Annotated in this window: 23 protein-coding genes; 10 read left to right on the forward strand and 13 right to left on the reverse strand. The window is 70.8% G+C overall.

Translation table 11 applies throughout. From position 1 onward, the window contains the following. Positions 1-9: 9 nt before the first annotated feature. Genes JOD64_RS14775 through JOD64_RS14785 form a run of 3 tightly spaced genes read right to left on the reverse strand, consistent with a single transcriptional unit; the run spans position 10 to position 1,617 of the window. Complete coding sequence (locus tag JOD64_RS14775) at positions 10-447, reverse strand: GyrI-like domain-containing protein (protein WP_204942758.1); 438 nt, start codon at positions 445-447, stop codon at positions 10-12. 31 nt (positions 448-478) lie between these two features. After that, positions 479-865 (reverse strand): transcriptional regulator, encoded by a 387-nt coding sequence (locus tag JOD64_RS14780; protein ID WP_204942759.1) that lies wholly within the window; start codon positions 863-865, stop codon positions 479-481. Further along, positions 862-1,617, reverse strand: coding sequence for a hypothetical protein (locus tag JOD64_RS14785; protein WP_307813410.1), 756 nt, complete (start codon positions 1,615-1,617; stop codon positions 862-864). Before JOD64_RS14785 ends, JOD64_RS14780 begins: the two co-directional genes overlap by 4 nt. A gap of 178 nt (positions 1,618-1,795) precedes the next feature. Between JOD64_RS14785 and JOD64_RS14790 the strand changes: the two genes are divergently transcribed. Further along, positions 1,796-2,137 carry a VOC family protein gene (locus tag JOD64_RS14790; RefSeq protein WP_307813411.1) on the forward strand — a complete coding sequence of 114 codons (342 nt, stop codon included), beginning with the start codon at positions 1,796-1,798 and terminating at the stop codon, positions 2,135-2,137. Positions 2,138-2,162: 25 nt separating this feature from the next. Here JOD64_RS14790 and JOD64_RS14795 read toward each other — a convergent pair whose 3' ends face one another. The 3 genes from JOD64_RS14795 to JOD64_RS14805 all read right to left on the reverse strand — a co-directional run bounded on the left by JOD64_RS14795 (position 2,163) and on the right by JOD64_RS14805 (position 3,905). Beyond that, complete coding sequence (locus JOD64_RS14795) at positions 2,163-2,807, reverse strand: dihydrofolate reductase family protein (protein ID WP_204942761.1); 645 nt, start codon at positions 2,805-2,807, stop codon at positions 2,163-2,165. A gap of 32 nt (positions 2,808-2,839) precedes the next feature. Continuing rightward, a complete protein-coding gene (locus tag JOD64_RS14800) occupies positions 2,840-3,544 on the reverse strand; it encodes a dihydrofolate reductase family protein (protein WP_204942762.1) in 705 nt (234 codons plus the stop codon). Between the two features lie 166 nt (positions 3,545-3,710). Next, positions 3,711-3,905 carry a hypothetical protein gene (locus JOD64_RS14805; protein ID WP_204946374.1) on the reverse strand — a complete coding sequence of 65 codons (195 nt, stop codon included), beginning with the start codon at positions 3,903-3,905 and terminating at the stop codon, positions 3,711-3,713. A 56-nt stretch (positions 3,906-3,961) separates the two neighbouring features. Here JOD64_RS14805 and JOD64_RS14810 point away from each other — a divergent pair, with 56 nt between their 5' ends. Further along, positions 3,962-4,843, forward strand: a complete 882-nt coding sequence (locus JOD64_RS14810) for an LLM class flavin-dependent oxidoreductase (RefSeq protein WP_204942763.1) — start codon at positions 3,962-3,964, stop codon at positions 4,841-4,843. A 31-nt stretch (positions 4,844-4,874) separates the two neighbouring features. Here the strand turns inward: JOD64_RS14810 and JOD64_RS14815 are convergent, their stop codons facing one another. Genes JOD64_RS14815 through JOD64_RS14825 form a run of 3 tightly spaced genes read right to left on the reverse strand, consistent with a single transcriptional unit; the run spans position 4,875 to position 7,007 of the window. Continuing rightward, on the reverse strand, positions 4,875-5,306 hold the full coding sequence (locus JOD64_RS14815; RefSeq protein ID WP_204942764.1) for an ASCH domain-containing protein: 432 nt from the start codon (positions 5,304-5,306) through the stop codon (positions 4,875-4,877). Positions 5,307-5,363: 57 nt separating this feature from the next. After that, on the reverse strand, positions 5,364-6,422 hold the full coding sequence (locus JOD64_RS14820; protein ID WP_204942765.1) for a questin oxidase family protein: 1,059 nt from the start codon (positions 6,420-6,422) through the stop codon (positions 5,364-5,366). Between the two features lie 33 nt (positions 6,423-6,455). Next, the gene (locus tag JOD64_RS14825) at positions 6,456-7,007 is read right to left on the reverse strand and encodes a phosphoribosyltransferase family protein (RefSeq protein WP_204942766.1); all 552 of its coding nucleotides are present in this window, start codon (positions 7,005-7,007) and stop codon (positions 6,456-6,458) included. 188 nt (positions 7,008-7,195) lie between these two features. On the opposite strand from JOD64_RS14825, the gene JOD64_RS14830 reads away from it, so the two are divergent. From JOD64_RS14830 to JOD64_RS14845, 4 genes are all read left to right on the forward strand, one after another. Then, entirely contained in the window at positions 7,196-7,828 is a 633-nt protein-coding gene (locus tag JOD64_RS14830; RefSeq protein WP_204942767.1) for a septal ring lytic transglycosylase RlpA family protein, read from the forward strand. A gap of 104 nt (positions 7,829-7,932) precedes the next feature. Continuing rightward, the gene (locus JOD64_RS14835) at positions 7,933-9,057 is read left to right on the forward strand and encodes a PP2C family protein-serine/threonine phosphatase (protein WP_204946068.1); all 1,125 of its coding nucleotides are present in this window, start codon (positions 7,933-7,935) and stop codon (positions 9,055-9,057) included. A 129-nt stretch (positions 9,058-9,186) separates the two neighbouring features. Then, positions 9,187-11,043 (forward strand): acyl-CoA dehydrogenase, encoded by a 1,857-nt coding sequence (locus tag JOD64_RS14840; protein ID WP_204946069.1) that lies wholly within the window; start codon positions 9,187-9,189, stop codon positions 11,041-11,043. A 243-nt stretch (positions 11,044-11,286) separates the two neighbouring features. Then, the gene (locus JOD64_RS14845; protein WP_030332052.1) at positions 11,287-11,556 is read left to right on the forward strand and encodes a DUF6458 family protein; all 270 of its coding nucleotides are present in this window, start codon (positions 11,287-11,289) and stop codon (positions 11,554-11,556) included. Positions 11,557-11,613: 57 nt separating this feature from the next. Here JOD64_RS14845 and JOD64_RS14850 read toward each other — a convergent pair whose 3' ends face one another. Next, positions 11,614-12,153, reverse strand: coding sequence for a SixA phosphatase family protein (locus tag JOD64_RS14850; RefSeq protein WP_204942768.1), 540 nt, complete (start codon positions 12,151-12,153; stop codon positions 11,614-11,616). 112 nt (positions 12,154-12,265) lie between these two features. Here JOD64_RS14850 and JOD64_RS14855 point away from each other — a divergent pair, with 112 nt between their 5' ends. Next, on the forward strand, positions 12,266-12,553 hold the full coding sequence (locus JOD64_RS14855) for a DUF6458 family protein (RefSeq protein ID WP_204942769.1): 288 nt from the start codon (positions 12,266-12,268) through the stop codon (positions 12,551-12,553). 103 nt (positions 12,554-12,656) lie between these two features. On the opposite strand, the gene trhA is transcribed toward JOD64_RS14855, so the two are convergent. Next, entirely contained in the window at positions 12,657-13,334 is a 678-nt protein-coding gene (trhA, locus tag JOD64_RS14860; protein WP_204942770.1) for a PAQR family membrane homeostasis protein TrhA, read from the reverse strand. Positions 13,335-13,441: 107 nt separating this feature from the next. Between trhA and JOD64_RS14865 the strand changes: the two genes are divergently transcribed. From JOD64_RS14865 to JOD64_RS14875, 3 genes are read left to right on the forward strand one after another with little or no spacing between them, the layout of a single operon-like run. Then, positions 13,442-14,098 (forward strand): 5-oxoprolinase subunit B family protein, encoded by a 657-nt coding sequence (locus JOD64_RS14865; RefSeq protein ID WP_204942771.1) that lies wholly within the window; start codon positions 13,442-13,444, stop codon positions 14,096-14,098. Beyond that, the gene (locus JOD64_RS14870; protein ID WP_204942772.1) at positions 14,095-14,958 is read left to right on the forward strand and encodes a 5-oxoprolinase subunit C family protein; all 864 of its coding nucleotides are present in this window, start codon (positions 14,095-14,097) and stop codon (positions 14,956-14,958) included. The genes JOD64_RS14865 and JOD64_RS14870 overlap by 4 nt, the downstream gene beginning before the upstream one ends. After that, complete coding sequence (locus JOD64_RS14875; protein WP_204942773.1) at positions 14,942-15,691, forward strand: LamB/YcsF family protein; 750 nt, start codon at positions 14,942-14,944, stop codon at positions 15,689-15,691. Before JOD64_RS14870 ends, JOD64_RS14875 begins: the two co-directional genes overlap by 17 nt. 33 nt (positions 15,692-15,724) lie before the next feature. Here JOD64_RS14875 and JOD64_RS14880 read toward each other — a convergent pair whose 3' ends face one another. Together JOD64_RS14880 and JOD64_RS14885 are read right to left on the reverse strand one after the other, a co-directional pair. Then, positions 15,725-17,563, reverse strand: a complete 1,839-nt coding sequence (locus tag JOD64_RS14880; RefSeq protein ID WP_204942774.1) for an NHL domain-containing thioredoxin family protein — start codon at positions 17,561-17,563, stop codon at positions 15,725-15,727. A gap of 302 nt (positions 17,564-17,865) precedes the next feature. Next, positions 17,866-18,252: a hypothetical protein gene (locus JOD64_RS14885; RefSeq protein WP_204942775.1), complete on the reverse strand. Its 387-nt coding sequence runs from the start codon at positions 18,250-18,252 to the stop codon at positions 17,866-17,868. Between the last annotated feature and the right edge of the window lie 74 nt (positions 18,253-18,326).

An 18,326-nucleotide genomic window follows, 5' to 3' on the forward strand; every position in this document is an offset into this window, starting at 1 on the left:
CCCGCGTTTCTATCGGGCGTTCACCGGGATCAGCAGGTCGATCTCATCGCGGCGGCGATAGAACTCGATGCTGGGACGCGTCGAATCGTGGTCGGCGACCTGCTTCAGCTCCGCGTACCGGGTGGGGATGTGCGCGTAGATCTCCGGCGGCTCACCATGAACTGTCGTCGACAGGTAGTGGCCGCCGGGGATCGACCCGGACTCAAGCCCGCTCAACGCGGCATCGTCGTCGTCCTGGGCCTGCACGCAGACCCGGTACGCCCCATCGGGCGGGCCGAACACCCCGAAGAACTTCCGCCCATGAAGTGACCCGACGATTTTCTCCAGGCGATCCCACGCCTCGGTGATCGCGTCCTGCTCGTCGGCCGTCGAGATGAACATGACGGGTGTTTCCTGGCGCTCGACGCGCCGGGTGATCGGATCGGGTGCTGGCATCGACGCATTCATGACCGGCAACCTACGTCGCCCGTGCGACAGGTCACTGCTCGTGCCCGCCTGGCCGCGAAGCACTGCCCAACTGTTGGTGGCGTTGGAGGAGTTGCCGCAGCGCGTTGATCTCGGCAGTCAACGCGGTCTGCCCTTGCTGGGTGATCCTGATCCAGGTCTTGGGCCTGCGGCCGTGGTAGCCCCTCTCGACCTGGATCAGGTCGGCCTCCTCCAGCACGGCGAGGTGTCGGGAGAGGTTGCCGGCGGTGAGTTCGAGCGCGTCGCGCAGGTAGGCGACCTCCACCCGCTCGGCCTCCGCGGCGATGGTGAGGATGCCGAGCCGGTTGCGCTGGTGGACGGTGTCGCTGAGCCCGTTCGTCGGGTGTCCGCCGTTGGCAGGGCCGGTGGCTGCTTCGTTGGCGCCATCGGCACTGCTCATGACGGCTTCCTGTTCGTGGCGACGAGGGCGATGGTGCCGCCGACCAGCAGGATCGGTGCCGGCAGCAGGGCCGCCAGCATGAAGCTGAAGCGGCTCAGGTCCCCCGGTTCGAAGTCCGTGGTCTGGAAGTAGATGTTCACGAAAACGAGCGCGGCGGTGTAGCACACGGCCACGGCCGCGAGGCCGCGACTGCGTTCCAGGCGGGCGAGGACCAGCAGACCCACCGCGATGACCAGGTGCGGCAACATGCCGCGACTGGAGATGCCCAACAGCGGTGTGGTCGCCCAACTGGTCCCGTTCGAGATCACCGTCGCCGTGTTGAGCAACAGGAACCGCAGCGCGATCGGCAGCACGATTCCGATCAGGGTGCCCGCGATGCCGGCGATGACGTACGCCCGGGTCGGGGTCTGCACACCCACCCGCGCGCCGTACCACCGATACCACCAGAGGCTGAGCAGGTAGCCGCCGAGAAGCGCCACCAGCCAGTACCAGCCGAGGGCCGCCGAGCGTTCGAGGAAGTCCCCGCCGAGGCCGGTCAGTGCGGGGTTGTCCTGCGTGGTGCGCAGGGCGGGCGATTCGACCGACTCGACGTAGAGGGGCGCGGCCGCCGCTGTCAGGAGACCGAACAGCAGGAGCGGCAGCCAGTAGGCGTTTCGGGCGACCCGGGTGCGTCGCCGGAGCGCGGCCACCGACGCCAGGAGCTCTCCGGGCGTGTGCTCGCTGCTCGGCGCGGTGCTCGGTTGTTCCGACACGATGCCCTCCAGTATTGATGCTGCGCTACCAATAGGTTTGCATCGCAAATCAATCTGCGCAAGGGATTCGGTGAAACGATGAGGTCCGCAGGATCGATCGTGGTGGTTCCTGCGGGGCCTCGGCACCGGCTAAGGTCCGGCCTGGAGGTGGTCCGTGTTCATCGAAGCCTTTCCCATCGTGACGACACCTGACCTGCCACGACTGATCGCGTTCTATCGGGGAGTGGTCGGCTTCGAGCTGACCTACCGGTTCCCCGAGGACGGCGACCCGGAGTTCGTCGCACTACGACTGGGCAACAGCGAGCTCGGCCTGGCCGCCGACCCGAAGGCCGGCGGCCCCGCTCTCGTCCACCGTTGGGAGTTGTGTGTCTACGCCGACGACTGCGACGCGGCCGTTGACACGCTGCGCTCGGGTGGCGCGACGGTCACCGAGGAGCCGGTCGACCAGCCGTGGGGTGAGCGATCCGCGCGGGTGACCGACCCGGACGGCAACCGGTTGCTGGTGCTGTCCCGCCGGTAGACGTCCGTGCCGGCGCGGGGTGCGGTCACCGTCTCCAGAACAGGAGGTGGGTGACTCCGCTGGGGCTGGACACCGACTCGAGGTGGAAGCGGTCGAGCAGGTCGGTGGGGCTGTCCCACAAGCGCTCGCCCCGCTCGAGGTCGACGGGCGCGACGGCGATGTGCATCGTGTCGACCAGGTCGGCCTCGATGAACTCGCGGATGGTCGCCACCCCACCACCGAGGCGTACGTCCCGACCGGCGGCTGCCTGCTTCGCCCGGGCCAGCGCCTCGGCCGGGGTGGCGTCGAGAAAGTGGAACGTGGTGTCGGCCAGGGTGAACGACGGCCGTTCGTGGTGGGTGAGCACGAAGACCGGCGTGTGGAACGGCGGGTTGTCCCCCCACCATCCCTTCCACTCGTGATCCTCCCAGGGACCACGCTGGGGGCCGAACTTGTTCCGACCCATGATCTCCGCGCCGATGTTGTACTCGGCGTCGCGGGTCAGGTAGTCGTCCAGGCCGCGAGTGCCGCCCCGCTCGGTGCGATAGACGAAGCTGGCGGTGGCGGCACGCCAGGAGAACAGCGGGGTGGGGTCCGCGTGGCCGAAGGGCCGTTCCAGGCTCTGCCCCTCTCCGGTGCCGAACCCGTCGCGCGAAACGTTGAAGCACTGCACCCGCAACAGCTGCGGCATGGTGTCGCCCCTTTCCTTCGATGGGCCGTGAGTCAGTTCCTGGTCACCGTCGGGCCGCCGCCACGGCCCCGGTCGTCGAGCACGAGCGGCGCGCGACCGCCGACCTCGTACCGGATGTGGGTGACCTGCGGTGTGTGGAGGACGCGGGTCGGCGTCAGCTCGATCGCCTCCTTGTCGCCGAGGTCGAGGTCCGCGTCGAGCAGCCGGAGCCCGGTGCCGAGCACGACCGGTACGACGTGCAGCTCCAGCTCGTCGAGCAGACCGGCCTTGAGCACCTGACGCACCAGGCTGCCGCCTCCGGCCACGGCGACGTTCTTGCCGCCGGCCGCGGCGCGCGCCTGCTCGACGGCGCTGGCCACGCCATCGGTGACGTAGGTGAAGCTGGTTCCTCCTCCCCGCAGCAGACGCTGGCGGGGTCGGTGGGTGACGACGAAGACCGGCGCGCGGAACGGCGGCTCCTCGCCCCAGGGCACCTCACCCCCGTCGGCCATCCGGCGCCCCATCACGTACGCGCCAGCCGCGGCGAACGTTTCGGCGATCACGTCGGAGTTGGTGTCCTGCTCCCCGCCGGTGAAGCCCTGTCGCTCGCGCCAGGCCATCGCTTCGGTCGCCCAGCGGGTGACTCGGAAGAAGCCGGCGCTCTCGGCCGAGTCCATCCAGTCGCCGTCGCCGTCGAACTGCGGGCCGGCGTAGAACCCGTCGACCGAAACCGACATCTGCGCGGTCACCTTGGTCATCTCGCGTTTTTCCTCTCCTCGGGCGGCACCCACCGGATGCCTGCTCATGGAGGAGTCGGACCTGAACGCGATGGCCCTACCGGGGTTCAATGTGATGCGCATCACACGTTGGCAGGACCGGCGACGGGGTCGGCCAGCACTTCCGCCTACCCGAAGGTGAGCCCAGCTACTGCGTACGGTCGAGGATCGCCGCTTCGATCCGCAGACCGATGCCGGTCAGGATGAGGAAGGCGGCGAGGATCTGCGGCCTGAACCCGTCGTAATCGGACGAATTGGTGAGCAGGCAGGTCATGAAGCCGGCCACCAGCGAGATGGTGCCAAAGGCTCGTACCGTGGCGGCTCGCCCCGTAGGTAGGTCCACAGCGGAACGGTAGCTAAAGCCAGGGGTCGGTGGTGCCCCCGGCTAGGCTGGCGATCATGCGGATTGGCATCGTGATCCTGCCGGACCAGCGTTGGGCGGAGTCGCAGCGGCGCTGGCGGCAGGTCGACGAGTGGGGCTTCGACCATGCCTGGACCTACGACCACCTGGGCTGGCGGGATCTGGTCGACGGCCCCTGGTTCGACTCGATGACCACGCTGACCGCCGCCGCCACGGTGACGTCCCGGATCCGGTTGGGCACCCTCGTCGCGTCGCCGAACTTCCGGCACCCGGCGGCGTTCGCCCGACAGATCACCACGGTGGACGACGTCTCGGACGGTCGTCTGCTGCTCGGCCTGGGCGCGGGCGGCATCGGGTTCGACTCGGCCGTGCTGGGCGGTGAGACGCTCCCGCCGCGTCAGCGGGTCGACCGGTTCGCCGAGTTCACCGAGTTGCTGGATCTGATCCTGCGGGAGGACGGCACCACCTGGCGCGGTGACTGGTTCACCGCGGTGGACGCCCGCAACAACCCCGGCTGCGTGCAGCAGCCGCGGGTGCCGTTCGTGGTGGCCGCCAACGGGCCACGGTCGATGCGGCTGGTGGCCCGCTTCGGTCAGGGATGGGTGACCACCGGCACCGGTGACGACAATGACCTGGCGAGCTGGTGGGACAGCGTGTCGACGCTGTCCGCGCGGATGGACCGGACGCTGGACGAGGCCGGCCGCGACCCGGCCACTCTGGACCGTTACCTCTCGCTGGACGCGGCGCCGGTGTTCTCGCTCAGCAGCGCGCAGTTCTTCGCCGATCAGGTCGCCCGGGCCGCCGACCTCGGCTTCACCGACGTGGTGACGCACTGGCCGCGCGCCAGCAGCTGGTACGCCGGCGACGAGGCCGTCCTGGTGGACGTGGCGACCCGGTTGCTGCCGGAGCTCCGCGGCTGAACCGGCACCGCGGCCCAGCCGGCCAATCGGATCAGGTGCCGAGGTCGCCGCTGGCCACGCCGCCCTCGCCGGCGGAGACCAGCCGCAGGCGGAGGCAGACGATCGGGGTGTCGCCGTCGACCGGGGTGCCGAGCCGCGCCCAGTAGGCCGAGTGCCCGGCCCGCCACTCCTCGATCGAGCGGTCACCCTCTCCCTCGGCGCGGGCGAAGTCCCACGGCACGTCGGCGAAGCGGACGATCTCGACTCCGGTGATCTCCACGACGCCGGCCAGGGCGTTGTCGTCGTCGACCAGGGCCAGCCGTTCGCCGACGTGCTCCAACTCCTCGCCCTCTTCCGCGTACTCGGCGAGCCGCCCGGCCGTCGCGGTCTTCACACCGGCGAGCACCAGGGTGTTGAGGGTTTCCCGTAGCTCGCCGGGGGTGCCGAGGGCGAGGGCGCGCAGTTCACCGATCCGAGGCCACATCCTGCCGAGGCTAGGCCAGGGCGGCCCACGCCGCCGCTGCAATACGCCGGGCTCCGCTCAGATCAACTGCCCGGCGTAGCCGGCGGCGGTGAGTAGTCGGTCGTCGCCGGTGGCCGCGTGCGCGTCGAGCACCGCGTCGGCGAGCTTGACCACGTGCTCGTCGCCGTGCCGGGCCGCGCGGGCGAAGACCTCCGCCGGGGGCGCGGCGGTCACGGTCGGTGGCGCGAGGCCGTCGGCCGGGGCGTACACCGAGGTCATGGCCGCCGTCGCGGCCCAGGCCGCGGCGAGGCTCGGCGCCCACAGCGCCTTGTCGAGCGCCGGCAGGGTACGCAGCACTGCGGTCGGCGCGGTGACCGCGTGCACCAGCATGACCGGCGCGACGTGCCCGAAGCGCAGGTAGTCGAGCCCGGCCCGGTGCACCAGCGCGGTGAGCCCTCGCTCCGCCTCGGCCGGCGTGCGCGCGGGCCGCAACGCCGCGAGCGCCGGCTCCCATCGGGGTACGCCTGGAAGTCGGCCCAGTCGATCGCGGACGCCCCCGGTCTGTTCGTCGATCCGGGGCAGCCCGGCCAGTGCGGCGTCCACGTCGAGGTCACCGGCGCTCCGTCCACCCGACTCGCCTGCGGAGGTGCCGTGGAGCAGCCGGTCGACGCCGGGGACCGGCTGCCAGCGGGCCGCCCAGTAGCCGAGGGCCTGGCCCAGCTCGGTGCGCCGCTGACGGTTCACGTCGTCGGAGTCGAGTGCGCGTACGGCGTGCCCGACTCGAATCACCCCGTGGGTGGCGCCGGCGGCGATGCCCGGCAGCAGCCGGGGCCACCAGGTGCCGAGGACGTCGCGCCACGGGCGTTCGCGCAGTTGCCGGTCGAAGTACGCCAACCAGTCGCCGGCCCGCTTCGCATCGCCGAGCGCCGCCCGCCAGTCGTCGATCGGGTGCAGCCCTCGGGGTAACTCGTCGAGTCGGTCGAGGTAGCTGTCGAGCCAGCGGTGCACCTGCCGCTGGTGCCCGTGTCGGGCCAGCGCCTCGACGGCCATCGGCCCGTGGTTGGAGAGCCAGCCCTGGTATTCGGGGCCGGTGCGGTGCAGTCGCTCGTACGCCTCGTCGAGGATGTCGTCACTCATGCGTCGATCGTCGAAGCTGAAGCATGGTTCAAGTCAACCCGGTAGATCCGCCGCGTTGATCAGGCCGGTGATCCGGAGGTCGGCCGCGACCTCGGGCGGGCAGTCGACGGCCACGACGGCGGTGCCCAGCACCTCGGCGCCCCGTGTGGCGCAGATCTCGTAGAGAGCGTGGAGTTGTGCGCCGGTGCGCACCCAGTCGTCCACGACCAGGACTCGGTCGCCGGGGCCTAGGTGCCGGTCCCGGACGGCCAGGTCGACCCGCCGGCCCCGGTAGTCCGGTGGGCTCTGCGCCCAGGTGAGCGCCCCGGCTGGCAGCCGACCGTCGCCGGGTTTGTGGGCGGCCACGAAGCCGACCCCGAGGGCGGTGGCCGCCAACGGCCCGAGCAGCAGCCCGGTGACCGCCGGGGCGAGCACCACCGTTGGCCGGGCGGCCCGGTGCGGCGCCACCAGGGCCGGCCCCAGCTCGGCCAGCACGGTCGGGTCCCGCCACCAACCGGAGATGTCGCTGACCAGGTGACTGGTGCCCGGACCGGGGTCGATCCACTGGAACAGGGCGGCCAGGCGTTCGGTCAGGTCAGCGGGCATCCGCCCATCCTGCGGCACGGCGGGGTCGCGGGTCGGCACCTGGGCCGGCCGGCCCACCCCGGATCGGATGATCGGCTACACGTACCTGTGCAAATACGGGCATACCACAATGATCACGTTGACTTCGGAAGTGCTTCTCTCGTTACGGTCCGACCCGGTTTGTTCAGACGACGAAAGGACCCGGGCCGGTGGCAGCCAAGCACTCCCGTACCCGCATCTTCTCCTCCCCGGCGGGCATCGTGGCCACCGCGGCGGTCGGCGTCGCCCTCGCCGTCGGGGGTACGGTCGGTGCCGTGCAGCTGACCTCCGGCTCCGGCCAGTCGGGGCCGGTGACCCTCGACCTCACCCCGACCACCGCCGCGAGCAGCCTCACCCCCAGCTCCCCGGCCGTCACCCCGAGCGTCAGCGCCTCGCCCAGCGTGACCGCCAGCCCGTCGGCGACCCGGTCGCAGCAGGCCGCCTCACGGGGCAAGGAGCGCACCGCGTCGCCGAAGCCGAAGCCGACCGTCAAGAAGACCACGGCTGCGGCGAAGGTGCTGGAGAGCGGTTCGTGCGGTGCCTCGTTCTACTCCGACGGGCAGCTCACCGCCAACGGTGAGTCGTTCAACCCGAACGCGCTGACAGCCGCGCACAAGACGCTGCCGTTCAACACCAAGGTCCGGGTGACCAACCCGGCCAACGGCAAGTCGGTCGTGGTGCGGATCAACGACCGCGGCCCGTTCATCGACGGCCGTTGCCTGGACCTCTCCCGGGCCGCGTTCGCCACCATCACCTCGGTCGACGTGGGCGCGCTCACTGTCCGCTACGAGGTCCTCGGCTGACCAGGGCGGGTTACGCCGATTCGGCCGCTCGACCGGACCGGCCGGCCAGAACCTTCTCGGACGACGGGTCAGGTTCATTCACCGGTTCACGCGGATCAGGCAAACTGTCCCTCGTATCCACGCGACTCCTCCAGCCGGGCCGTCGCCCGCTGAGCCCCGGATCCCGCGCCGGCCTCGGCGCGGCCCTTGTCCTGCTCGCGGTCGTGTCGGCGGTGGAGGCGGCGGACGGCCTGCTGGCGCACTACGTCGCGCTGTTGGCAGCCGTGCCCTTCCTGGCCGCCGCCGTGGCGTCCTGGCCGGTGGTGCTCGGGGTAGGAGTCGCGGCGACCCTGACCGGGGCCGGCTTCGCCCTGATCGAGCCGGAGATGTCGCTGGTCACCTCGGTCAACGTGGTCGCGATCGCGCTCGCCACCGGACTGGCGGTCGCGGTGGCGTCGGTCCGGCAGCGGCAGGCAGAGCGGATCGTCGAGCTGACCAAGCTCGCCTCGGTGGCCCAGCAGGCGGTGCTGCGTCCGCTCGGGCCGCAGGTCGGGACCCTCTCGGTCGCAGGACGTTACATCTCCTCCACCGCCAGGGCCGAGATCGGCGGTGACCTGTACGAGGCGATCGACACGCCCTACGGCGTACGCATGATCATCGGCGATGTGCGCGGCAAGGGCCTGGACGCGGTCCGGCTGGCGAGCATCGTCCTCGGCTCCTACCGGCACGTGGCGTACGAGCGGGCCGATCTGCGTGCCGTCGTCGCCGACCTGGACCGCGCGGTGGCCCGCAACGTCGGTGACGAGGATTTCGTGACCGCCGCCCTGGTCGAGGAGCGCGGCGGCACGCTCACGATCGTCAACTGCGGCCATCCGCCACCGCTGCTGCTGCGGCGGGGTGCGGTGATCCCGCTGGAGCCACCAGCGCCGGCGCCTCCGCTCGGGTTCATGCCGGTGGTCCGGCCCCGGGTGGAACGTCTGGAGCCGGGGGACCGGCTGCTGCTGTTCACCGACGGCCTCGGCGAGGCGCGGCGGGACGGCGAGTTCTTTCCCACCGCCGACCGCGCCTGGCGACTGCTCGGCCACGGCACGGTCGCCGACGGGCTGGCCTCGCTGGAGACCGCCCTGATCGAGTGGGTCCACGGGCGGCTCGACGACGACATCGCCCTGGTCCTGATGGAGTACGTCGGTGCCCGTACCGGCACGGCGGCGGCCGTCCCGAGTTGGGAAGTCGGCGCCGCCGAGAGTTGATCCGGGCTCTGTCGCGAGCGTGTGTGTAATCGCCGTCACTTGGGTGATCCGCTTGTCGCTGCCTACCCGTGAGTAATACAGTCGGGGTTACTGATCGGTAACACCTGTCCGGAAGCGGGGCTAGTGAGCATGACCCACTACAAGAGCAACCTCCGGGATCTCGAATTCAATCTGTTCGAGGTCTTCGGGGCGGACCGGGCGTTCGGCCAGGAGCCGTACTCGGAGCTCGACACCGACACCGCCCGCAGCTTCCTCGCTGAGGTCGACCGCCTCGCCCGCGAGGACCTGGCCGCCAGCTACACGGACAGTGACCGCAACCCACCGGTCTTCAACCCGGCCACGCACACCGCGCCGCTGCCGGAGTCGTTCAAGAAGTCCTACCAGGCATTCATGGACTCCGAGTTCTGGCGACTGGACCTGCCGCCGGCGCTGGGCGGCACCAATGCGCCCCGCGCACTCTGGTGGGCACTCGCCGAACTGGTGCTCGGCTCGAACGCCCCGGTCTGGATGTACGCCTCCGGCCCGTCCTTCGCGCACGTCCTGCACGTCGAGGGCACCGAGCGGCAGAAGCAGTGGGCCAAGCTCTTCATCGACAAGCAGTGGGGCTCCACGATGGTGCTCACCGAGCCGGACGCCGGCTCGGACGTGGGTGCCGGCCGGACCCGGGCGATCCAGCAGCCGGACGGTTCCTGGCACATCGAGGGCGTCAAGCGCTTCATCACCTCGGGCGAGCACGACCTCAGCGACAACATCGTGCACTACGTGCTGGCCCGCCCGGTGGGCGTGGAGGGCGTCGGCGGCCCCGGCACCAAGGGCCTGTCGCTGTTCGTGGTGCCGAAGTTCCACTTCGACGAGACCACCGGCGAGCTGGGCGAGCGCAACGGTGTCTACGCCACGAACGTCGAGCACAAGATGGGCCTGAAGGTCTCCAATACCTGCGAGGTGACCTTTGGTGAGCACGGCGTGCCGGCCAAGGGTTGGCTGCTCGGCGAGAAGCACGACGGCATCCGGCAGATGTTCATGATCATCGAGTACGCCCGGATGATGGTCGGCACCAAGGCGATCGCCACCCTCTCCACCGGCTACCTCAACGCCCTCGAATACGCGAAGAACCGGGTGCAGGGCGCCGACCTGATCCAGCAGGCGGACAAGACCGCCCCGCGGGTCACCATCACCCACCACCCGGACGTGCGCCGATCGCTGCTGCTGCAGAAGTCGTACGCCGAGGGTCTTCGTGCGCTCGTCCTCTACACCGCCACCTGGCAGGACAAGGTCGCCATCGCCGAGGCGGCCGGCGACGAGAAGGCCATCAAGCTGGCCAAGCGGGTCAACGACCTGCTGCTGCCACTGGTCAAGGGTGTCGGCTCGGAGCGGGCCTACGAGATGCTCGGGCACGAGGCACTGCAGACCTTCGGTGGCTCGGGGTTCCTCCAGGACTACCCGCTTGAGCAGTACGTCCGGGACGCCAAGATCGACACTCTGTACGAGGGCACCACCGCCATCCAGAGTCTCGACCTGATCTTCCGCAAGATCGTCCGGGACAATGGCAAGGCCTTGCTGGCAGTCTCCGGTGAGATCCAGGAATTCATCTCCTCCGAGGCGGGCAACGGCCAGCTCAAGGAGGAGCGGCAGGCGCTCGGCAAGGCGCTGGGCGAGATCCAGAACATCCTCGGCGTGCTGACCGGCTGGCTGGGCGAGGCCCAGAATGGCGACACCCGCGCGCTCTACAAGGTTGGGCTGAGCAGCCGGCGGTTCCTCCTGGCGATCGGCGACCTGGTCGTCGGCTGGCTGCTCCAGCGGCAGGCTGACGTGGCGCTGAAGGCGCTGGCCGGCGAGGTATCCGCCAGCGACAAGGCGTTCTACACCGGCAAGGTGGCAGCTGCCCGCTTCTTCGCCCGCGAGGTGCTGCCCCGCATCGGCGCCGACCGGCGGATCATCGAGGCTGCCGACCTCGACATCATGGACCTCCCGGAGGAAGCCTTCTGACCGTGCCACGGCACGCCTGACAGGTTCCGGATCGCAGCACCGGAGCACCGGCGGCCGGCGAGGGGACCTGCCCCGCCGGCCGTCGCCGTATCCGGCGGAGCACGGTCGGCCCGGGGGCCGGGCCGCGAGGGGTGAGCACGTATTCGGCGAGCCCGGCCGGGTATGCCGGCGGCGTGGCGGGTAACCGTCGCGTGACCTCGAAAGGGAACGCCCAGAGCCACCGCACGGGGGAGTGCAGCGCACATGGGTGTAGGAAGCGGCATTTTTCTCATCGCGATTGGCGCGATCCTGACCTTCGCACTGAGAGCCAACGTCTGGTGGATCGACGTGCGGGCGGTCGGCTGGGTGTTCATCCTGGCCGGGCTGGCCGTACTGCTGACCACGCTCTGGTTCTGGCAGGACCGGCGCAAGCGGGCCCGGACCCTCATCGTCGAGGAGAACCGGCTCTCTCATCCGACGGCGATGATGCCGCCACCGCCCGACCCGCCACCACCGACCGCACCGCCGTCCTGAGCCCCGCGCGGGTTCGGTGCCTACCCCTGAGCCACCCGTCGACGATCGACGGGTGGCTCAGCCGCGTGCGGCATGCCGTGCCGTGAGCGGCGCTCCCGAACGACCCAACTCCGCCCAGCCGAGCGGGCCACGGTGCACCGCCAGCTCGGCGGTGCGCAAACCCCCCTCGTCCACCCCCTCCGGGTCGAGGAGGGCGGACAGCAGCGAGATGCCCGGATTGTGGGCGATCAGCAAAGCCGTGCGGGCCGTCGGGTCGACCGTGCGGACCAGCGCCAACAACTCCTCGGGGTGGGCGTCATACGCGCCGGGCTCGTAACGCACGGTCGGGCGAGGCCCGGCCGGGCCGCCCTCCGGCGGCGAACCGGTCATCCCCATCGCCACCTGATGCCAGGTCTGGCGGGTACGTCTGGCCGTCGAACAGATCACCACGTCGGGTAGCAACCCGTGGTGCGCCAGCCAGGCACCAGCCGCTGCCGCGTCGGCGCTTCCGCGTGCGCTCAGTGGCCGCTCGGCATCGTCCGCCGCGTCGCTGCCCTGCTCCGCCTTCGCGTGCCGCAGCAACACCAGTGTCCGGGTCTCGAGGTCGGCGTCCGTCATGTCCCCAGCTTGCCCGATTGGCGATCTCCGTGCCGGGGTAAGTCGATGGATGCCGCACCCCTACCGACGGCCGCGGCGCGTGGTACGCCAGGTTAGAGCCGAGGAGCGAGACATGGGCATTGGTGGCAGCATCTTCTTGATCGCGCTGGGCGCGATCTTCGCATTCGCCGTGGAGGCCGACCTGGGCTGGCTGGACCTGTCCGTGGTCGGCTGGGTGCTGATGCTGGCCGGCGTCGCCGGTCTGATCACCACCCTCTACTTCTGGAACAGCCGTCGCCGCACGGTGGTCGCCGCGCCGGTCCGTGAGGAGCGCGTGGTGGCCGACCGCGTTGTGCCGGTCCAGGAAAACCAGGTCATGCGGGAGTACCGCGAGGTGCGTCGGCCGGGACCGCCGGCCTGATCCTCGTGCACAGGCTCCGGGGTCCCGCAGCGTCGCGGGGCCCCGGCTCGCATCTGCCCTCCGAAACAGGACCCACCTTGTGCCCCGTGCCTGCCCGCAGGGCTCAGGCGAACAGCGCGAAGTAGATCGCGATGTGGTGGCAGAGCGCCGCCAGGAGCGTGCAGGCGTGGAAGAACTCGTGGTGACCGAAGACGGTCGGCCACGGATTGGGTCGGCGCAACGCGTAGAAGACCGCACCGACGCTGTACATCGCCCCACCGGCGATCAGCAGCGCCAGTGCCGCGACTCCGCCCCCGTGCAGGATCTGCGGCAGCATGGCCACCGCGACCCAGCCCAGCGCCAGGTAGAGCGGCGCGGACACCCAGCGCGGCGCATGTGGCCAGGCCACCTTGATCGCGACGCCGGCGAGAGCGCCGCCCCAGACCAGGGCCAGCATCACCGTGGCCGGCCGGGGCGCGAGCAGCAGCACGCAGAGCGGTGTGTACGTGCCGGCGATGAACACGAAGATCATCGAGTGGTCCATCCGGCGCATCACCTGGTAGCCGCGCTCCGACCACACCCGACGGTGGTAGAGCGCGCTCGTGCCGAAGAGCCCGCACACTGTGAGGCTGTAGATGAGGCAGCTGACCAGAGGTGCCCATCCCGGCCGGCTGGCGGCGATCGAGCAGAGCACGATGCCGCAGACCAGGGCGACAAAGAAGGCGTACGTGTGTAGCCAGCCGCGCATCCGGGGCTTACCGATGTCGACCGGCTTCAGGCGAAGCGGGGCGGAGGTGCTCACCCAGTCAGGTTACGGCACCGTAGGTTACTTGGAAGTAGTGGCGTTGGTGACACCTGGCACCGTCCTCGTGAACGTCAGACCGGCACGACATCGGCGAGGATGAGCGGATGCGGATCCGACCCGTCGGGGCGCAAGCCCTGCTTCTCGACCTCACCGCCCCCACCGACGTTCCCGAAGCCGTGCTGGTCGAGGCATGGCGGGCCGAGCTGTGGCGGCGTCGCGAGCAGGGCGAACTGGTCGCCGTCGAGATCGTGCCGGCAGCCGGCACCGTCCTGCTCGACGGCCTGCCCGACCCGATCGCCACGGCCGAGCGGCTGACCCAGTGGGCGTCCGTGGTCCCGAACGCCGCCACCGTCCGTCACGGCGAAGGCGAGCGCGGCAACGGTACGGAGGTGGCCGTTCCGGTCGAGTTCGACGGGCCGGACCTGCCGGCGGTGGCCGAACACTGGGGCGTGGACGTGCCAGCCGTGCTGCGTCGGCTGACCAGCACGCGGTTCCGGGTGGCGTTCTGCGGCTTCGCCCCCGGGTTCCCCTACCTGACCGGGCTGCCCGCCGAGTTGGCGCTGCCCCGGCTGGCCACCCCTCGTCCCCGGGTGCCGGCCGGCTCGGTCGCCCTGGCCGGCCCGTACGCCGGCATCTACCCGGGCGCGTCCCCCGGCGGCTGGCTACTGGTCGGCCGGACCGACCTGGTCCTCTTCGACGTGCACGCCGACCCACCGTCCCGACTCGGTCCGGGCACCTCGGTCCGGATGGCGGCGGCATGACCCACCCGGCCGCTGTCGAGGTGCTCCGCGCCGGCGCGCTCACCACCGTGCAGGATCTGGGTCGGCCCGGCTGGGCACACCTGGGCGTACCCCGGTCCGGCGCTCTCGACCCGGCAGCACTGCGGCTGGCCAACCGGCTGGTCGGCAATCCGGAGCACGCCGCCGGCCTGGAGATCACCCTGTCCGGCTGCACACTGCGGCTGACCAGGGCCACCACGGTGGCGGTCACCAGGGCCGAGGTGACGGTCCAGGCCGGTGTCCGACCCGGCGACACCGGACGCCCGCTCAGCGTGCCCGCCGGGACGGTGCTGCGGATCGGTCCCGCCCGACGCGGCGTACGGAGTTGGCTGGCAGTGGCGGGCGGCATCGACGTGCCGCCGGTGCTCGGCAGTCGCGCCACCGACACCCTGTCCGGGCTCGGCCCGTCCCCGCTGCGCGACGGCGACCGGCTACCGCTCGGCGAACCGTCCGGCACACCCGCGCCAGTCGACCTGACCATCTGCCCCGCACCCCCGCCGGAGCTGCACCTGATGCTGCGCCCCGGCCCTCGCGACGACTGGTTCACGCCGACCGCCCTCGACCGGCTGTTCGGCACCGCGTACACCGTCAGCCCGGTGAGCAACCGGGTCGGCGCCCGGCTCGCCGGCGCGACCCTGCCCCGCGCGGTCACCGGCGAACTGCCCAGCGAGGGCATCGTGCTCGGCGCGGTGCAGGTGCCCGCGGACGGACAACCCCTGATCTTCCTCGCCGACCATCCGACCACCGGCGGATACCCCGTCATCGGGGTGGTCACCGACGTGACCCCGCTCGCGCAGGCCCGGCCAGGGACTACCGTCAGATTCCATGGACCTCAACGCTGACCTGGGCGAGGGATTCGGCATCTGGCGGCTCGGCGACGACGAGGCGCTGCTGGGCCTCGTCACCTCCGCCAACGTCGCCTGCGGCTTCCACGGCGGCGACCCGTCCACGATGCGACGGGTCTGCGAGGGCGCCGCGCGACGTGGGGTCGCCGTGGGCGCGCAGGTCGGCTACCGGGACCTGGCCGGCTTCGGCCGGCGGCACATCGACTACGAGTTCGGCGTACTACGCGACGAGGTGACCTACCAGTTGGGGGCCCTGGAGGCGTTCTGCCGGCTGTTCGGCACCCGGGTCCGCTACCTCAAGCCGCACGGTGCGCTCTACCACGCGGCCAGCACCGACGAATCCCAGGCGGCGGCGGTGGTCGCCGCGGTCGCCGGCTACGACCCCGAGCTGCCCATACTCTGTCTACCCGGCTCGACGCTCGCCCAGCTCGCCGTCGGCGCGGGCCTGTCGGTCGTCGCCGAGGCCTTCGCCGACCGTGCCTACCTGCCCAACGGGGCGCTGGTGCCGCGCGGCACCCCCGGAGCGGTGATAACCGACCCGGAGCAGGTGGCCAGACGGGCGGGGCGGATGGCCACCGAACGGAGCGTGGTGGCGGTGGACGGCACCGTCATCCCCTGCTCGGTCGACTCGATCTGCCTGCACGGCGACACCCCCAGCGCCGTCTCGGCCGCCGAACTCGTCCGCGCAACCCTGATCGACGCCGACATCCCTTTGGCCCCGTTCGCATGACCCCAGGGGCCCTTGCGGGCCCCTGGGAGACAGTCAGGCGTCCAGGCCGCGGAGGACCAGCGGGAGACGAGTCACGGCGCCGTCGACCACCCGCACCGGTACGCCCCAGTCCTGCCGGGTCAGGTGGCACGCCGCGTGCTCGACGTCCGCGTCGCAGGTCGCCGCTTGGGCGGTCACCTGCAACACCCCGGCAGAGACCTCGCCGTTGAGCACCAGACGGCGGGACAGCTCGGTGCCCGTGCCGGCACCATCCACCAGCAGCTCCGGCGGAGACGCGGAGACCACCAACCGGGTCGACGGCCCGTACGTCTCGTCCAGCTTCTGCCCCGGTGCCGGGGTGAAGACGATGTCCAGGGTGACCTCACCGGCCGCGACGTCGGTCGGCTTGCGCTCGGTGCGGTGCCGGGGGCCGTCCACCGTGCTGGCGCCTGCCGCTGACAGGGCACCCGGGGCGAGCCGCGTCAACCGGTGGGCTGCGGACTCCACCACCAGCACCTCACCAGCCGGGGTGAGCACCAGGTCGCTCGGCTCCGCCAACCCGTCGGCCACGGTGGAGACCTGGTTGCTGGCCGGGTCGAAGCGGCGCACCGCGCCGTTGTAGGTGTCCGCGATCAGCACCGAGCCGTCCGGAAGCGCGCACACGCCCAACGGGTGCTGCAACAGCGCCGACTCCGCCGGACCGTCCACGTGCCCGAAGTCGAACAGGCCCTGCCCCACAGCAGTGCCCAGCACGCCGTTCTCGACGTACCGGATGGCGCTGGTCTCGCTGTCGGCGATCCAGAGCCGAGTGCCGTCGGCAGAGACGGAGAGCCCCGACGGCTGCGCCATCCACGCCTCGGCCAGCGGGCCGTCCCGCAGCGCCTCGACCGTGGTGCCGGCGTACATGCCGGCGGTCCGCTTGATCGGGTCGAACCACCAGAGCTGGTGGATGCCGGCCATCGCGATGATCAGCTTGTCGTCGTACCAGGCCAGGTCCCACGGGGAGGAGAGATCCACGGCGAGCGCGTCGTGTGCGTGGTCGTCGACCTCGGCGCGCCACTGCCGACCGCTGCCGGCCACGGTGACCACCTCGCCCGACTCCAGCCGTACACCGCGCAGCAGGTGGTTGACCGTGTCGGCCACCACCAGGTCGTAGCCGGCGACCTCGGCGACCTGGGTGGGCAGCAGGCACACCCCCTGCGGCTCGGAGAACGTCGCGGCACCGCCCGGCCCGTCGGCGCGGCCCCGCTCGCCCGAGCCGATCCGGCGCACCGGCGTCTCGCCGTCCGCCGCCACCTCGACCAGGGAGTGCCGGGCCGAGTCCGAGACCAGCAGGTTGCCGTTCGGCAGCAGCGCTGCCTTGCCCGGGAAACGCAGCGCGGTCTCCGGAGCCGGCGGCGGGACGTACGGGCCGTCACCCCGGTGCAGGGTGCCCTTGGCCTCGTGGGTGACGATCAGCTCGTCGATCAACCGGGCCAACCCCTCGGCATGGCCCTCGCCGGCCATGGTGGCCACCACGTAACCCTCGGGATCGATCACCGACAGGGTCGGCCAGGCCCGGGCCGCATACTGCTGCCACATGTCCATCTCAGCATCGTCGAGCACGGGGTGGTGCACCCCGTACCGCTCGACGGCGGCGGCGAGGGCCTCGGGGTCCTTCTCGTGCTCGAACTTCGGTGAGTGCACACCGATCACGACGAGCACGTCGCCGTACTTCTCCTCCAGCGGTCGCAGCTCATCGAGCACGTGCAGGCAGTTGATACAGCAGAAAGTCCAAAAATCGGCCAGAACGATCTTGCCGCGAAGGTCCTGCAAGGTCAGATTCTTGCCGCCTGTGTTGAGCCACTGTCGGCCGCGTAGCTCGGGCGCACGTACACGCGCTGTCGTTCCCATGCCTGCCAGCCTGCCACGCCCCGAGGTCCCGACCGCCGTGACCCGGACGACAGCCAAAGAGGGAGAGTTCTAGCCCGCGCCGCCTTCGTTGCGCTCCCGGCGCTTGGCGGCGTACGCGCAGACCTCGGCGGCGTCCCAGATTCGGCCGACGGTCAGCGTCTCCAGGCGATCGTTGGCAGCTCAGCAGTGTGGTGCTCGGCGTGTCGAGTTGCTCAGCTGCCAACGATCAAGGGGGGCGAGTCACGACGCCGGACCGACATCTGGACTCTGCCTCTGCTCGACCGAGGACTCGGAGACAGGCCCTAGCAAGCTAACGTCCCAATCTCGCTGATCTCGGTCCCAAGGGTGGGACAGGCCCAGACCGCTCGGCCGGCGCGCACCACCGCTGCCAGGGGGTGGCTCTCGGGATGCTGGGGACAGGGCGGCCAGTTGGTGGCACGGCCCAGTGACCACAGTGCCTCCACCGCCCAGTCCTGAACCTGGTCGGCGAGCGCGACGACCTGTGTCACGGCGGGTAGTCCGAGGTCGATCGAGATCCCCTGGCCGGAACCGTCGGAAGCGTAGAGGAAGGCGCTGGCGATCTGTGGGTCCTCTCGCCACGGTTCATCGCGAAGATCGGGCTCCACCCCGCCAGGCTTCCCAAGATCGAACAAGATCGGCTCCAACGCCGCCGCTAACTCACGTTCCACAACTGGATTCTGCCCGAGATGCTGATGTTCGAGTGGTACGACGACGGCGGGGCCACGGTTGCCCGTGACCCCGC

The organism is Micromonospora luteifusca (assembly GCF_016907275.1).
GTDB classification, from domain to species: Bacteria; Actinomycetota; Actinomycetes; order Mycobacteriales; family Micromonosporaceae; genus Micromonospora; species Micromonospora luteifusca.